Origin of the sequence: Amycolatopsis sp. CFH S0740, from assembly GCF_004522315.1 — a bacterium.
Taxonomy (GTDB): domain Bacteria; phylum Actinomycetota; class Actinomycetes; order Mycobacteriales; family Pseudonocardiaceae; genus Amycolatopsis; species Amycolatopsis nivea.
The window spans coordinates 372,743-387,590 of sequence record NZ_SDLS01000003.1 but is presented as its reverse complement, the minus strand read 5'-3'; the positions used below and the strand labels follow the sequence as shown (position 1 = coordinate 387,590).

Sequence of the window (14,848 nt, the reverse complement as noted above, 5' to 3'; positions counted from 1 at the left end):
ATGCTGGCCCGCAACGCGGAGTCGCTGTACTGGATCGGCCGTTACGTCGAACGCGCCGACGACACCTCCCGCATCCTGAACGTCTCGGTGCATCAGCTGCTGGAAGACGCGAGCGTCGACCCGGACCACGTCAGCCGGCAACTGCTCGCCGTGCTCGGCATCCCGTTCGACGCGGGCGACGCACTCGACGTGTGGAAGCTGACCGAACTGGTCGCCTACGCGAAGGACAATCCGTCGTCCATCGTCGGTTCGATCAACTCCGCGCGAGAGAACACCCGCGGCGCGCGCGAGGTCGTTTCGACCGAGCTGTGGGAATGCCTGAACGCGACCTGGAACGCGGTACCGGACCGGCAGCGTTACGCCCGCCGCGCCGGACCGCACGCCTTTCTGTCCTTTGTGGAGGAACGGGCGGCGATGTTCGCCGGGCTCGCCGATTCCACGATGAGCCGCGACGACGGCTGGCTGTTCCTCGTGCTCGGCCGATCGGTCGAACGCGCGGACATGGTGGTGCGGCTGCTGCTATCGCGAGTTTCCGACCGCGCGTCCTCGCCGGGGTGGATGACCGTGCTTCGCTCAGCCGGCGCGCAGGACACGTACCTGCGCACCAACCGCGGCGCGCTCGACGCGGCCCGCGTGGTGCAATTCCTGCTCAGGGACACGTTGTTCCCGCGTTCGGTATTCCACGCGCTGCGCCAGGCGGAGGATTGTTTACGCCAGCTCGATCCGGGAATCAACGCTCGGGGCAACGAAAAGTCCGAGGCCGTCCGCCTGCTCGGCCGCGCCCGAAGCGAGCTGGAATTCCTCCACCCCGCGGCACTGCTGGACGACCTGCCGCGGCGGCTGCGCGGATTGCAGGAAGCGATCAAGGAAGTCGGGGAAGCAGTGTCCATTCAGTACTTCCACACGTCGCCGTGGGTGGCGTGGAGCGGTGCGGAGGTGTCCCTGTGAGCTGGCAACTGCGGGTGACGCACCGGACCGGCTACCGGTACGCGACGCCGGCCACCCAGTCGTACAACGAAGCCCGGCTCACCCCGCGCTCCGACCGGCGGCAGACCACTTTGGCCACTCGCATCGAAACCTCCCCGGCCACCCGGGCCTATCGCTACACCGATTACTGGGGTACCGACGTCACCTCGTTCGACCTGCACGCGCCGCACACCGAGTTCACCGTGCTCGCCACGTCGGTCGTGGAGACCGCGGACGAGGCGGAACCGGTGCGTTCGGCGACGTGGAAGGAACTGCAGAGCGAGACCGTCCGCGATCAGCGCACGGAGTATTTGACGCCGACGCCGTACACGCCGAACGACCAGGAACTGTCCAAACAGGCCCGAGCGCTGCGCAAGGGCTTGGACCCGGCGGACGCGGTGCTCGCGATCTGCGGCTGGGTAAACGAGCAGTTGAAATATCAGCCGGGCACCACTGGTGTGCACAGCACGGCGACCGATTCGTGGCGGGCGCGCGAGGGTGTGTGCCAGGACTTCGCGCACGTCTCGCTGGTGATGCTGCGCGCGATCGGCATCCCGGCGCGGTACTGCTCGGGCTACCTGCACACCAAGCCCGAGGCCAAGCTCGGCGAGAAGGTGGAGGGCGAAAGCCACGCCTGGGTCGATGTGTGGACCGGCGGCTGGTGGGCGCACGACCCGACGAACGCGATCCCGGTCGGACCGCGGCACGTATGGGTCGCGACCGGCCGCGATTACGCGGACGTGGCTCCGTTGAAGGGGATCTTCACCGGAGCCAGTCAGTCCACTTTGGATGTCTCGGTGGAACTGACCCGGATGGCTTGATCACGCGGTCTGGCGGCGCCGGGAAACGGTCAACAGCCACAACAGATACCCGCCGCCCAGCGCCGCCGCGACCACGCCCACCGGCAGCAGCGAAGCGTCCAAAACCCGCTGGCCCACGAAGTCCGCCGCCAGTACCAGCACCGCACCCATCGCCGCGGAGGCGAGCAGGTTCGGTCCCGGTCGACGGGTCAGGCGGCGAGCGAGTTGCGGCGCGGCAAGGGCGACGAACGGGATCGGCCCGGCCGCCGCGGTCGCGGAAGCGGCCAACGCGACCGCCGCCAGCAGCACCACCGCACGCACTCGCGGCACCGCGACGCCCACGGCGACAGCGGCGTCGTCGCCCATTTCCAGCATTCGCAGCGCGGGCTGGTGCACGAAGATGAACGGCGCGAGCACCACGACGGCCAGGCACAGCGGGATGAAGTAGTTCCAGTCACGACCGGCGAGGTCGCCGGTCAGCCAGCCGACCGCCTGTGCCGCGACTTCGAGTTTCGCTCGCACCAGCAGGTAACCGTTCACCCCGGCCAGCACCGCGCTCACCGCGATGCCCAGCAGCACCAGCCGTGAACTGAGCAAACCGTGCGGCGCGCACAGCGCGGTGACCAGTAACGCGGTGAGCAGGCCACCCGCGACCGCGCCGACCGACACCAGGCCGGGACCCGCGCCGAACAGCAGGATCATCATGATCCCGCCGGTCGCCGAGCCGGTGGTGAAGCCGATGATGTCCGGGCTGCCGAGCGGATTCCGGGTCACCGTCTGGAATACCGTGCCCGCCAGCGCGAGCGCGACGCCGACGAAGATCGCCACCAACGCGCGCGGCAACCGGCCGGTGACCACCAGGTACTGCGCCTTCGTGCCGGATCCGGCGAGCGTCTGCAGCACTTCGAGCGGAGACATCTCGTAATCGCCGGTGCCCACGGCGAGCACCAGAAGCACCGCCGCCACCAGCGTCAGCAGTCCGACGACCACCCACGTCCTCATCGCCGCACCGCCTTCAACCGCCGCGCCACGATCACGAAGGCGATGCCGCCGATCACGTCCGTCATCAGGCCCACCTGGATTTCGCCGTTGCCGCCGAGCAGCCGGCCGAGCACGTCGCAGCCGAGCAGCAGCACCGGCCCGAGCAGCGCGGACAACGGCAGCACCCACCGTTCGTCCTGGCCGACCAGCGCGCGCACGACGTGCGGGATCATCAGCCCGACGAACGCGATGGGACCGCACGCCGCGGTCGCGGTCGCGGAAAGCAGGCCGACCGCGATCATGCCGACCGCGCGGGTCAGCACCGGATTCGCGCCGAGCCCGCGCGCGCTGTCGTCCCCGAGCGCGACCGCGTTGAGCGGCCGGGCGAGCACTCCCGCGACCACCAGGGCGGCCAGGAAGAACGGCAGCAGCCCGGCGAGACTGTCGAGGTTCCGGTTCACCAACGAGCCGACGAGCCAGTACCGCATCTGGTCGAGGCTGTGCGTGTTGATCATCTGCATGCCCTGGTTGATCCCGACGAACACGGCCTGCACCGCGACGCCCGCGAGCACCAGCCGCAGCGGGCTCACCGAGCCGCCGATCACCGTGACCAGGACCGTTCCGGCCAGCGCGCCGAAGAAGGCGAACCACACCAGCTGCTGCGGCGAAGACACCGAGAACACCGCGCCGCCCAGCACGATCGCGACCGCCGCGCCGTGGTTGATGCCGAGCAGGCCGGGGTCGGCGACCGGGTTGCGCGTGATCGCCTGCAGCAGCGCGCCGGCCAGCCCGAGCCCGACGCCGACGGCCAGCCCGAGCAGCGTCCGGGGCAGCCGGTCGTCGCGGATCACCACGTCCTCGAACGTGCCGCTGTAGGAGAACAAGGCGTGCCAGACGCTGCCGAGCGGCAACCGGTTGGAGCCGAAGGCGATGGACAGCACCACCACCGCGACGAGGGCGACGAGCGCCGCGACCAGGACTGTCGCGCGGACGCCCCAGCGCCGGGATGTGACGCGCTCCCCAAGCAGGACCATGGCGTTCACCCTAAGGCAAGGCTAACCTCAGGCGGTACCTCACCCGATCCTCCGGAGTTCCGATGACCCTCTCACCGGCGCGGCTGTCCCGCCGCGGTTTTCTCGCCGGCACCGCCGCCGCGGGCACCCTCGGCCTGCTGAGCGCCTGCGGGTACAAAGACGACCAGCCCGCTGCCGGCGGCGGCGCGACGTGGTCCTTCACCGACGACCGCGGCCGCAAGCTCAGCGGCGAACGTCCACAGCGGATCGTCGCACAGGTGACCGCCGCGGCCGCGCTGTGGGACTTCGGCGTGAAATCGGTGGGGATCTTCGGCCCGTCGAAGCTGCCGGACGGCAAGACCGATCCGCAAGCGGGCGGCGTAGACCTGAAGTCGGTGACCTCGCTGGGCAACGTCTGGAACGAGTTCAACTTCGACAAGTTCGTGTCGCTGAACCCGCAGCTGCTGGTCAGCGTGATGTATCTGAAGCAGCAGATGTGGTACGTGCCGGACACCTTGGCGGACAAGGTGGACAAGGCCGCGCCGAGTGTCGGCATCGGACTGCAGGACATCGCGATGCCGCAAGGGATCGCGAAGTTCGAGGCGCTCGCGAAAGCCCTCGGCGCAGACGTCGCGACGCCAGAAATCCAGCAGGCGAAGGAAAAGTACGAGGCCGCGGACGCCAAGTTCGCCGAGGCGGTCAAGAAGACGGCCGGGCTGAAGGTCGTGCTGCTGTCCGCGCAGAAGGACACGGTGTACGTGGCCAACCCCTCGAAGTTCGCGACCTCGAAGCACTACCAGGACAAGGGGATGCAGTTCGTCCTGCCGGAGAAGCCCGACGAGAGCCAGGGCGGCTACTACGAGCAGGTGAGCTGGGAAAACGTCGGCAAATACTCGGCCGACGTGATCATGTACGACTCGCGCGGCGGTTCGCTGTCGCTCGGCCCGGACGGCCTCGGCGGCGTCCCGACCTGGCAGCAGCTGCCCGCGGTGAAGGCGGGCAAGCTGATCCCGTGGAACAACGAGACGCCGTTCTCGTACCAGCGGTTCGCGGCGGAGCAGACCCGGGTCGCCGACGCGCTGGCCAAGTTCGCCTAAAGCACCCCAATGTGGCATTGGGTGCATGCGACGCACCCAATGTGGCATTGGGTGCATGCGACGCACCCAATGTGGCATTGGTTGCGTTAGATGCACCCAATGCCACATTGGGGCGCGCGCCAGGTCAGCTGCGGGCGTGCGCGTCCAGGAGGTGCGCCACCGCTTCGGTGACCTGCTGGGCGTAGTCCAGGTTCAGCCACTCGTCGGGCACGTGGATGTTCGAGTCCGCCCCGCACGCGCCGGTGACCAGGAACTGCGCCTCCGGGTACTTCTCGCCGAGCAGGCCCATGAACGGGATCGACCCGCCCATGCCCGCGGCGCGGTGCGGACGGCCGAACACCTCGTCGTCGACCCGGCGCAGCGCGTCGGTGAGCCACGCGGCTTCCTCCGGCGCGTTCCAGCCGTTCTCCGCCTGCTGGTCCTCGGCGATGGTGACCTTCGCGCCGTACGGAACATCCGTGGTCAGCACCCGCTTGATCGCCGCCAGCGCGTCGTCCGCGACCGCCGTGGGCGGCAGGCGGAAGCTCAGCGTGATGGTGGTGCTCTGCCGCAGCACGTTGCCCGCTTCGGCGGGCAGCGGGAGCCCTTCGCCGCCGATGATCGACAGCGTCGGCCGCCAGTAGTTGTTCAGCAGCAGCTCAAGCGCGTCCTCGGACACCGTCTTTCCGCCGCTCACCAACGGGAACGCGGTGCGCAGCGCGTCCGGCGCCACCTCCGCGACCGCCTCGATCTCGGCGCGGCGGCTGGCCGGCACCTCGACGTTCAGCTCGGACAGCTTGATCTCGCCGGTTTCCGAGTTCTCGATCCGCTCCAGCAGCTGCCGCAGCACGCGGAACGAACTCGCGACGACACCACTGGCCAGCCCGGAGTGCTGCGCGGTGGCGAGCAACTGGACGTTGACCGTCAGGTGCACCATGCCGCGCAGGCTGGTGGTGAGCCACAACCGCTCGTAGTCCATGCCGCCCGCGTCGAGGCACACGACGAGGCTGACTTCGCCGAGCCGCGCGCGCAGGTGCTCCAGGTAGGCGGGCAGGTCCGGGCTGCCGGATTCCTCGCCGGTTTCCAGCAGCAGCGCGATTCGCGCGTGCTCGCCGCCGGCCGCGTGCACCGCTTCCAGCGCGGCACTGGCCGCGTACCCGGAGTAGCCGTCGTCCACCGAACCGCGGCCGTACAGCCGTCCGTCGCGGATTACCGGCGTCCACGGGTCGAGGCCCTCGGACCAGCCGCCGACCGGGGGCTGCTTGTCCAAGTGGCCGTACATCAGGACGGTGCCCTTGTTCGTCGCGCCCGGGGTGGCCGGCACGTCGACGAACAGCAGCGGGGAACGGCCTTCCAGCTCGACGACCTCGATCCGCGCGCCCGGCAGGTCACGCCCCTCGAGATAGGTCTTGACGTGCTGGACGGCGGCGGCGAGATGCCCGGTCGACGCCCAGTCCGCGTCGAACGCCGGGGACAGCGCGGGGATCGCGACCAGACCGGACAGGCTCGGCGTGACGTCGTTGATCCACGTCGAGACCACGGATTCGCGTACGGATTTTTGTTCCACAGCGCCATCTTGCCACGGTGACCGACGTCACCGGCACGAGTGAACGTCGTGAGTGTTCAGTCCGGTTAGAACCGGCGTTGCCGCTCACGAGGCCTGGTCGGGACCCGGTTGAGTACCCGAGTGTCGTCCGTCCGATCCTCGGGCTTCCAAGCGTTTCCCCTGTTCAGCGAGGTTTTCTCAGCAACAAATCAGCAACTGCCGCTCTCCATCGGAGCAATTCTCGTGCCAGGATGTGGCCACGAACCGTCAACGCCGACGGTGGCCGGGAGCCTCAGACCCGAGGAGCCGGTCCCCGCCGGTGCAGTCGCTGTGGCCGCCACAAGCGGCCGCTCGCGGCGCCGACACCGAGGAGAACAGCTCATGCCGTCCGAACAGTGGACGCACCCGGAACCTGGAGACGGGCCGGCCGCCGTAGCGGCCCAGCCTTCCCCCGAACAGGTGATCGCCGGTTTGCGAGCGACAAGCGAAGGTGGCGCTGAGCTCACTCAGCTGCTCACCCCCGAGGGCCAGCGGGTCCCGTCCGAGCGGTTCGACCGCTACGTCGAGGACGTCGACGACGAAACGCTGAAGAACCTCTACCGCGACATGGTGCTGGTGCGCCGCGCGGACCGCGAGGCCAACGCGATGCAGCGGCAGGGGCAGCTGGGCATCTGGGTGCCGCTGCTCGGCCAGGAAGCCGCGCAGGTCGGGTCCGGTCGCGCGCTGCAGCCGCGCGACATGGCGTTCCCGAGTTACCGCGAGCACGGCGTCGCGTACACCCGCGGCGTCGACATGCGCGATCTGATCGGCATTTTCCGGTGCACCGACCACAGCGGCTGGGACTACCAGGCCCACCGGTTCCACCCGTACACGATCGTCATCGGCAACCAGGTGCTCAACGCGGCCGGTTACGCGATGGGCCAGAAGTTCGAGGGCAAGGTCGGCGACGAGGGTGGCGAGGCCACCATCTGCTACTTCGGTGACGGCGCGACTTCGCAGGGCGATGTCCACGAAGGTTTCGTGTGGGCCGCGGTGTACGACGCGCCGCTGGTCTTCTTCTGTCAGAACAACCAGTGGGCGATTTCCGAGCCGACCGAACGCCAGTCGCGGCTCCCGCTGTACCAGCGCGCCCGCGGCTACGGCTTCCCCGGCATCCGCGTGGACGGCAACGACGTCCTCGCCTGCCTCGCCGTCACCCGGTGGGCGCTGGAGGAATGCCGGCACGGCAACGGCCCGGTGCTGATCGAGGCGTTCACCTACCGGATGGACGCGCACACCACGACCGACGACCCCACCCGCTACCGGCTCTCGGACGAGCTGGAGGAGTGGAAGCTCAAGGACCCGATCGAGCGCGTGCGCGCGTTCCTGGCTCGGAACGGCCACGCCGACCAGGCCTTCTTCGACAGCGTTCAGGCCGAGGCGGACCAGTTCGCCGCGGACCTGCGCGACTACACGTTCAACATGCCGGAACCGCCGCCGGACCGGGTGTTTTCCCAGGTATACGCAGAACCCTCGCCGGTGCTGGAAGCGCAGCGCGAAGAGTATCTGTCCTATCTCGACGGGTTTGCCGCGGCAGGTGAGCACTGATGACTGATCTGCAGAAGCTCACCATCGGCAAGGCGCTCAACCTCGGTCTCCGGCGCGCGATGGAGGAGGACCCGAAGGTCCTGATCATGGGGGAGGACGTCGGCAAGCTCGGCGGCGTCTTCCGGATCACCGACGGATTGCAGAAGGACTTCGGCGAGCAGCGCGTGCTGGACACGCCGCTGGCCGAATCGGGCATCATCGGCACCGCGGTCGGCCTCGCCGTGCGCGGTTTCCGGCCGGTGTGCGAGATCCAGTTCGAAGGATTCATCTTCCCCGGCTTCGACCAGATCTCCTCGCAGCTGGCGAAACTGCACTACCGCACGCAGGGCAAGGTCAAGATGCCCGTCGTGATCCGGGTGCCGTTCGGCGGCGGGATCGGCGCGGTGGAGCACCACTCGGAATCGCCGGAATCGCTGTTCTCGCACATCGCCGGCCTCAAGGTGGTGTCGATTTCGAACGCGGTGGACGCTTACTGGGGCATCCAGGAGGCCATCCGTTCGGACGACCCGATTCTCTTCTTCGAGCCCAAGAAGCTGTACCACTCGGGCGCGTTGAAGATGGAGGTCGACACCTCGACGGCACCGTCGAAGGTGTTCGCGTCGCAGGTGGTGCGCGCGGGCACGGACGCCACGGTGGTCGCGTACGGCCCGTCGGTGAAGGTGGCGCTCGAAGCCGCTACGGCCGCCGAGTCCGAGGGCAAGTCGCTGGAGGTCATCGACCTGCGCACGCTCTCGCCACTCGACCTCGGACCGGTGTTCGAATCGGTCCGCAAGACCGGACGGCTCATCGCGGTCAGCGAAGCGCCGTCGGAATCCTCGCTGACCTCGGAGATCGCGGCCCGGGTCCAGCAGGAATGCTTCTACTCCCTTGAGTCCCCCGTCCTGCGCGTGACCGGATTCGACACGCCGTACCCGCCTGCGAAGCTCGAGGAGCATTACCTCCCCGACCTCGACCGGGTCCTGCACGCTGTCGACCGTTCGCTCGCCTGGTAAGGGGGTTCCCGCAGAAATGCCTGAGTACAAACAATTCCCCCTGTCGGACACGGCGGAGGGGCTCACCGAGGCCGACATCCTCGCCTGGCGCGTGAAGCCGGGCGACACGGTCACAGTCAACCAGATCGTGGTCGAGGTCGAGACCGCGAAGGCCGCCGTCGAATTGCCGATCCCGTGGGCCGGTGTGGTCACCGAACTGCACGTGGAGCCGGGGCAGACGGTGGAGGTCGGGACGCCGATCCTGACGATGGACGTGGATCCGGACGGGAAAGCCGCTCCTGCTCCCGCGGCCGCTTCCGCCGAGCCCGCCGCTCCGGCCGAGGAGGAGATGAAGCCGCTGGTCGGCTACGGCTCCAAGGCGGCCGGTACCACTCGCCGGGCCCGAAAGCACCCCAATGTGGCATTGGGTGCTCCATCCATGCCCCCGCCGCCGCCCTCAACGGAGGCGCCACGCGCCGCTGGCTCATTCAATGCACCGAACGCCACATTGGGTGCGTCGCATGCACCCAATGCCACATTGGGGCAGTCCCCGGCACCAGTGGCACCGGCAGGATCGGCGGCACCGCGTGGCGGTTACGTCCCGCTGGCCAAACCGCCGGTCCGCAAGCTGGCCAAGGACCTCGGCGTCGACCTGCACACGCTCACCGGCAGCGCGGACGGCGGCGTGATCACCCGCGACGACGTCCACCGGGCCGCCAACGGTTCCGCCGCACCCGCAGTGTCCACTGTGGATTCCGGCTACGACCCGGCGACCCGCGAGCGGCGCGTGCCGATCAAGGGGGTCCGCAAGGCGACCGCGGCCGCGATGGTGCAGAGCGCGTACACCGCTCCGCACGTCACGGAGTTCCTCACCATCGACGTCACGCCGATGATGGAACTGCGCGAGAAGCTCAAGAAGTCGCGCGAATTCAGCGGCGTCAAGCTCACTCCGCTGGCGTTCGCGGCGAAGGCGGTGTGCCTCGCGGCGAAGCGCACGCCGGACGTCAACGCGGTGTGGGACGAGGCGGCGCAGGAGATCGTCTACAAGGACTACGTGCATCTCGGCATCGCGGCGGCGACCCCGCGCGGTCTCGTGGTGCCGAAGATCCGGGACGCGGATTCCTTGTCGCTCAAGGAACTCGCGGTCGCGCTCACCGAGCTGACCGACGTCGCGCGCGAGGGCAAGACGACGCCGGCGGCGATGCTGGGCGGCACGTTCACGATCACCAACGTCGGCGTGTTCGGCGTCGACACCGGCACGCCCATCATCAACCCGGGCGAGTCGGCGATCCTGGCGGTCGGGGCGATCCGCGACACCCCGTGGGTGGTCGACGGCGAGATCAAGGTGCGCAAGGTGATGCAGTTGTCGCTGAGCTTCGACCACCGGGTGGTCGACGGGCAGCAGGGGTCGGAGTTCCTCGCCGACGTCGGTGCGCTGCTCGCCGATCCGGCGGTCGCGATCACGTACTGAGCCGAGGGGGCCGTGTGCGCACGGCCCCTTCGTTTTAATCCGTTGACGGAGTGAGCACTCACTCCGTACCGTGGAGCGCATGGAGACAAGAAAAAGAGCGCCCGGGATGGCGCCGGACGACCGGCGGCGGATGATCGTCCGCGCGGTGCTTCCGCTGGTCGTCGAGCACGGCCGCGGGGTCACGACCGCGCAGATCGCCCGCGCCGCCGGGATCGGCGAGGGCACCATCTTCCGGGTTTTCCAGGACAAGGACGAACTGTTCGACGCGTGCGTGGAAGCCGCGCTCGATCCGGCGGAGGCACTGGAGATGATCGGAGAGATCCCGGCTGAGCTGCCGCTGGAGAAGCGGCTGGCGGAGGCCGCCGAGGCGATGAACGCGCACCTCCAGCGCATGGGCGCGGTGATGGCCGCGACGATGAAGGGACGGCCGCGCGCGGCGGCGGAGGCGGCGCGCAACCGCAAGTCGGTGACCGGGGACAGCCGCCGCGAGTCGCTCGAAGCGATGCAGCGCGCGGTGCGGGAACTGTTCGTCCCGGACGCCGCCCGGCTGCGGCTGCCGGTCGACAAGGCCGCTTCGCTGTTCCTGGCGCTGCTGTTCACGCAATCCCGCCCGATGCCCGGTTCCCCGACTACTGACGAGGTCATCGACGTCTTCCTGCACGGTTCGGTGCTGGCGTGATCCCCGGCGGTGGGGGCGGGATCGAGATGGCCCTCGGCCGCCGCGGTCGCCGCAGGATGGCGCAATCCGTGCCGGACAGCGGACTCACCGGGCCGGTCGACATCCCGGAACCGGAGCAGCCGGAACAACCGAAAGGCGTGCGGGCGCGCCTTTCGCGGATGCGCACGTCGGTGGCGGGCACCGTCCGCGGCCTGCCGAAGGTCGCGAAGCTGACCTGGCAGGCCAGTCCGACGCTGACGATCGTGCTCGCGGTGATCACGCTGGCCTCCGGCCTGCTGCCGACGGTCACCGCGTACCTCGCGAAAATCCTGCTCGATTCGGTGGTCGCGGCGATCCAGCATCGCGGGTCGACCGCGGACATCGTGCGCATCACGCTGTTCCAGTTCGGCGTGCTGGCGGCGACCGCGATCAGCAGCTCGCTCACCACGATCGCGCAATCCCTGCTGCAGGAACGGATGACGCTCACCATCCGGCACCAGGTCATGCGGCACGCGAGCGACCTGCACCTGGCGTACTTCGAGGGTTCGTCGTCGTACGACATGCTGCGCCAGGCCGCGCAGGAAGCGCCGACCCGACCGTTGTCGATGATGACCTCGGCGCTCGGCCTGATCCGGACGCTGATCACCTTCGCCAGCATGATCGCGTTGCTGGTGTCGATCAGCCCGCTGCTCGCGCTGGTCGCTTTGCTGGCCCCGATCCCGGCGTTCATCTCGCAGTCGAAGTACGGTTCGCGGGCGTTCTGGCTCACGTTCATGATGTCGCCGATCAAACGGCGGATGGACTATCTGTCCTCTTTGGTCACGACGGACACGTATGCCAAGGAGACCAAGCTGTTCGGCCTCGGCCCGTACTTCGTGGACCGGTTCCGGAAGCTCGGCGTGGTGGCTTACGAACGGCAGCGGAAGCTGACGGTGAAACGGAATGTCAGCTCGACGTCGTGGGGACTGCTCAGCACGCTGGTCGGCTCGGCGATCGCGTTGTACATCGCGCTGGAAGCGGTCGGCGGACGGCTCACGCTGGGCGATCTGGCGCTGTACACCGCCGCCGCGACGTCCGTGCAAAGCTCGGTGACCGGGTTGTTCACTGCGTTTTCCGGGATGTACGAGAACAATCTCTACCTCGACACGCTGTACAAATTCCTCGACACCAAACCGGAAATCACCGCACCGGCGAAACCGCGCCCGCTTCCGTCCACTGTGGATGGACACATCCAGTTCGAGTCGGTGAGCTTCAGTTATCCGGGTGCGGACGAACCGGCGCTGCACGGGGTGAGTTTCGAGATCCGTCCCGGCGAAACGGTCGCGGTGGTGGGCCGCAACGGCGCGGGCAAATCGACGCTGTTCAAGCTGCTGTGCCGGCTCTACGACCCGACCGCGGGCCGGATCCTGCTGGACGGCGTGGACATCCGCGAGTACGACCCGGCGGAACTGCGCACCAAGATCAGCGCGATGTTCCAGGATTACGTGACGTACCAGGGAACCGCGGCGGAGAACATCGGCCTCGGCGACCTGAACCGGCTCACCGATCGCGAGCACATCGAGGACTCCGCCCGCCGCGCCGGAGCCGACGAGCGCATCGCCCGGCTGCCTACCGGGTACGACAGCCCGCTGGGCCGGTGGTTCGACCAGGGCGTGTCGCTGTCCGGCGGGGAATGGCAGAAAATCGCGCTGGCCAGGGCTTTCCAGCGCGAGGCCCCGATCCTGATCCTGGACGAGCCGACGTCGGCGCTGGACGCGCAGGCCGAGCACGACCTGTTCGACCGGCTGCACACGTTGTCTCGCGGACGGACGACGCTGTACATCTCGCACCGGTTCTCGACGGTCCGCCAGGCCGAGCGCATTCTGCTGCTGGACCACGGGAAGGTCGCGGAATACGGCACCCACGAAGCGCTGATGGCGGCCGATGCCGGGTACGCGGAATTGTTCACGCTGCAAGCGGAGGCGTACTTGAAGTGACTATCTTGGGGTGATCAGCCGAGGGGGTTTCGTGCTCATCACCACTCAAGACCTGGGGGTCACCGCGGGCGAGACAGCGCTGTTCAGCGGTCTCGACCTGGCCGTCGACGCCGGCGAATGCCTGGTCGTCCGCGGTGCAAACGGAGCGGGCAAATCGACGTTGCTGCGCTGTCTTTACGGGAATCAGGCACCGACGTCCGGTTCCGTGTCCGTCTGCGGCGGGCCGCCGGACGAGCGGTCCGCCGCTTTCCGCCGCCGGGTTTCCGTGCTTTTCGACGATTCGGCGCTCTTCGACGAGCTCACCCCGCGCCAGCATCTCGATCTGCTGCGCAATTCCTTCGGCGGCGAACTGGCCGAAGGCCCGGTCCCGGCTCCCGATGTGCCCGCGGCGGAACTCTCCGCCGGGCAACGCCGTCGGCTCCTGCTGCACGCCGCGGTCGCGCGTCCGCACGAGGTGCTGCTGCTGGACGAACCGGAACGCGCCCTGGACGCCGAGGGCCGGGCCTGGCTGTCCACCCTGGTCACCACCAGCACGCGGCGCGGCGCGGCGGTCGTGGTGGCGAGCCATCACCCGCCGCTCGCGGACGAGGTCGCGGATTACGTGGTGGACCTGTGAAACGCCCGGACCTGGTACTGGCGCTGGTCATCGCGGCCGGCCTGCTGGGGTCGCCGTTCTACAACACCGAACTAGTGCGCAGCCAGCTGATCGGCGGTGCTCCGGTGGGCGCGCTCGGCAGCCTGCTCGTGCTGTGCACCGGCCTCGCCCTGGCCTGGCGGGCGACGCTGCGCCGCGGGTACGTCTGGGCCCATCCGGCCACGCTGACCTGGGACGATTTCGACGGCCAGCGTCCCGCCGTGCTCACCCGGCGGCTCGTACTGGACTGGGCCGCCCGGTTCGCCGTGGCGGCTTATTTCTTCGCGGTGTCCGGGATGCTCATCGGCTTTCCCAGCTCGCTGGTCGGCCCGATCGCGCTTTTCGTAGTCATCGCCGCACTGGCCTTGGCGCTGGGCCGCCGACGTTCGTTTCCCGGCGAATCCCTTCTCCCGCTCACCCTCGCGCTGCCGCTGGTCATTCCACTGTGGACCTACGTGGTCGCCGCCGGTCTCGCGACGATCGCCTTGCTCCGGTCTTCTCCCTTGCCGCACACGGCTTCTCGAGACACCCTGATCCGGCACTACACCGAGCGCATGGTGCGCCGGACATCCGCCGCCTTCCTGGACGTCTGGGCACTTCTCCCGGCGGGCCGCCCGGTTCCGTGGCGGAATGCGCTCGCGAGCCGGTTCGTCGTCACCCGATACGTCCTCACCGGAGTCCTCGCCCGGCGCTCCGCACTCGGCCTGCCGGTTTTCTTAGCACTCGCCGTCGTCGCGACCCACGCGACCTTCCCGGCCGTCACATCGGTCTGGCTGATCGGCATCGGCGGCTACCTGGGTTTATTGCCGTTCACCGCCCCGATCGCGCAGCTGCACCGGGTACCCGGACTGCGGCGCTGGCTGGCCGCGTCCGATCTGCACCTGCACGCCGTGACCTGCGCTTTTCTCTGCGTCCTCGCCCTGCTCTGGACCGGCGTCGTCCTGCTGCTCGGCATCCCAGCGTCGATCGGCGCGCTCGCGGCGGCCCTGATCGCGGCGCTGTCCGCCGTGCGCTCGGTGACCCGCGGCCCGCTGGACTTCAGCTCGATGGGCATGGTGCTGTACGAGGGAGTCCTGATCCCCGCGGGCTTGGTGCGCCAGCTGGTCCGGGGCCCGGAGCTCCTCGTGCTGGGATTAATTGCCGCGAGCTTCCTCCCGGTCTGGCCCTAG

13 protein-coding genes are annotated in these 14,848 nt (G+C 68.7%); 10 read left to right on the top strand and 3 right to left on the bottom strand.

The genetic code is table 11. The annotated features are described in order from the left end of the window. Together EIZ45_RS08055 and EIZ45_RS08050 are read left to right on the top strand one after the other, a co-directional pair. Positions 1-948: an alpha-E domain-containing protein gene (locus tag EIZ45_RS08055; protein ID WP_009085091.1), complete on the top strand. Its 948-nt coding sequence runs from the start codon at positions 1-3 to the stop codon at positions 946-948. Then, the gene (locus tag EIZ45_RS08050; RefSeq protein ID WP_037808975.1) at positions 945-1,787 is read left to right on the top strand and encodes a transglutaminase family protein; all 843 of its coding nucleotides are present in this window, start codon (positions 945-947) and stop codon (positions 1,785-1,787) included. Before EIZ45_RS08055 ends, EIZ45_RS08050 begins: the two co-directional genes overlap by 4 nt. Here the strand turns inward: EIZ45_RS08050 and EIZ45_RS08045 are convergent, their stop codons facing one another. After that, the gene (locus tag EIZ45_RS08045; protein ID WP_134664265.1) at positions 1,788-2,768 is read right to left on the bottom strand and encodes an iron chelate uptake ABC transporter family permease subunit; all 981 of its coding nucleotides are present in this window, start codon (positions 2,766-2,768) and stop codon (positions 1,788-1,790) included. It abuts the gene before it with no gap. Further along, positions 2,765-3,781: an iron ABC transporter permease gene (locus EIZ45_RS08040; RefSeq protein ID WP_037809425.1), complete on the bottom strand. Its 1,017-nt coding sequence runs from the start codon at positions 3,779-3,781 to the stop codon at positions 2,765-2,767. The genes EIZ45_RS08045 and EIZ45_RS08040 overlap by 4 nt, the downstream gene beginning before the upstream one ends. Before the next feature lie 62 nt (positions 3,782-3,843). Here EIZ45_RS08040 and EIZ45_RS08035 point away from each other — a divergent pair, with 62 nt between their 5' ends. Next, entirely contained in the window at positions 3,844-4,857 is a 1,014-nt protein-coding gene (locus EIZ45_RS08035) for an ABC transporter substrate-binding protein (RefSeq protein ID WP_134664263.1), read from the top strand. A 124-nt stretch (positions 4,858-4,981) separates the two neighbouring features. On the opposite strand, the gene EIZ45_RS08030 is transcribed toward EIZ45_RS08035, so the two are convergent. Further along, positions 4,982-6,403 (bottom strand): M20/M25/M40 family metallo-hydrolase, encoded by a 1,422-nt coding sequence (locus EIZ45_RS08030; protein ID WP_134664261.1) that lies wholly within the window; start codon positions 6,401-6,403, stop codon positions 4,982-4,984. A 360-nt stretch (positions 6,404-6,763) separates the two neighbouring features. Here EIZ45_RS08030 and pdhA point away from each other — a divergent pair, with 360 nt between their 5' ends. From pdhA to EIZ45_RS07995, 7 genes are all read left to right on the top strand, one after another. Continuing rightward, positions 6,764-7,969 carry a pyruvate dehydrogenase (acetyl-transferring) E1 component subunit alpha gene (gene pdhA / locus EIZ45_RS08025; RefSeq protein ID WP_037808983.1) on the top strand — a complete coding sequence of 402 codons (1,206 nt, stop codon included), beginning with the start codon at positions 6,764-6,766 and terminating at the stop codon, positions 7,967-7,969. Then, positions 7,969-8,961 carry an alpha-ketoacid dehydrogenase subunit beta gene (locus EIZ45_RS08020; RefSeq protein WP_037808984.1) on the top strand — a complete coding sequence of 331 codons (993 nt, stop codon included), beginning with the start codon at positions 7,969-7,971 and terminating at the stop codon, positions 8,959-8,961. The genes pdhA and EIZ45_RS08020 overlap by 1 nt, the downstream gene beginning before the upstream one ends. Positions 8,962-8,977: 16 nt before the next feature. After that, complete coding sequence (locus tag EIZ45_RS08015; RefSeq protein WP_043831657.1) at positions 8,978-10,411, top strand: dihydrolipoamide acetyltransferase family protein; 1,434 nt, start codon at positions 8,978-8,980, stop codon at positions 10,409-10,411. Between the two features lie 106 nt (positions 10,412-10,517). Next, positions 10,518-11,090: a TetR/AcrR family transcriptional regulator gene (locus tag EIZ45_RS08010; RefSeq protein WP_167753960.1), complete on the top strand. Its 573-nt coding sequence runs from the start codon at positions 10,518-10,520 to the stop codon at positions 11,088-11,090. A 20-nt stretch (positions 11,091-11,110) separates the two neighbouring features. After that, positions 11,111-13,045: an ABC transporter ATP-binding protein gene (locus tag EIZ45_RS08005; RefSeq protein WP_106961287.1), complete on the top strand. Its 1,935-nt coding sequence runs from the start codon at positions 11,111-11,113 to the stop codon at positions 13,043-13,045. A 31-nt stretch (positions 13,046-13,076) separates the two neighbouring features. Next, positions 13,077-13,661, top strand: coding sequence for an ATP-binding cassette domain-containing protein (locus EIZ45_RS08000; RefSeq protein ID WP_043831750.1), 585 nt, complete (start codon positions 13,077-13,079; stop codon positions 13,659-13,661). After that, positions 13,658-14,848 carry a hypothetical protein gene (locus EIZ45_RS07995; protein WP_134664257.1) on the top strand — a complete coding sequence of 397 codons (1,191 nt, stop codon included), beginning with the start codon at positions 13,658-13,660 and terminating at the stop codon, positions 14,846-14,848. Before EIZ45_RS08000 ends, EIZ45_RS07995 begins: the two co-directional genes overlap by 4 nt.

Excerpts from the sequence above, each read along its gene's own strand:
- EIZ45_RS08055 (WP_009085091.1), top strand. The coding sequence starts at position 1 with ATGCTGGCCCGCAACGCGGAGTCGCTGTACTGGATCGGCCGTTACGTC.
- EIZ45_RS08045 (WP_134664265.1), bottom strand. The coding sequence starts at position 2,768 with ATGAGGACGTGGGTGGTCGTCGGACTGCTGACGCTGGTGGCGGCGGTG.
- EIZ45_RS08040 (WP_037809425.1), bottom strand. The coding sequence starts at position 3,781 with ATGGTCCTGCTTGGGGAGCGCGTCACATCCCGGCGCTGGGGCGTCCGC.
- EIZ45_RS08035 (WP_134664263.1), top strand. The coding sequence starts at position 3,844 with ATGACCCTCTCACCGGCGCGGCTGTCCCGCCGCGGTTTTCTCGCCGGC.
- pdhA (WP_037808983.1), top strand. The coding sequence starts at position 6,764 with ATGCCGTCCGAACAGTGGACGCACCCGGAACCTGGAGACGGGCCGGCC.
- EIZ45_RS08020 (WP_037808984.1), top strand. The coding sequence starts at position 7,969 with ATGACTGATCTGCAGAAGCTCACCATCGGCAAGGCGCTCAACCTCGGT.
- EIZ45_RS08015 (WP_043831657.1), top strand. The coding sequence starts at position 8,978 with ATGCCTGAGTACAAACAATTCCCCCTGTCGGACACGGCGGAGGGGCTC.
- EIZ45_RS08010 (WP_167753960.1), top strand. The coding sequence starts at position 10,518 with ATGGCGCCGGACGACCGGCGGCGGATGATCGTCCGCGCGGTGCTTCCG.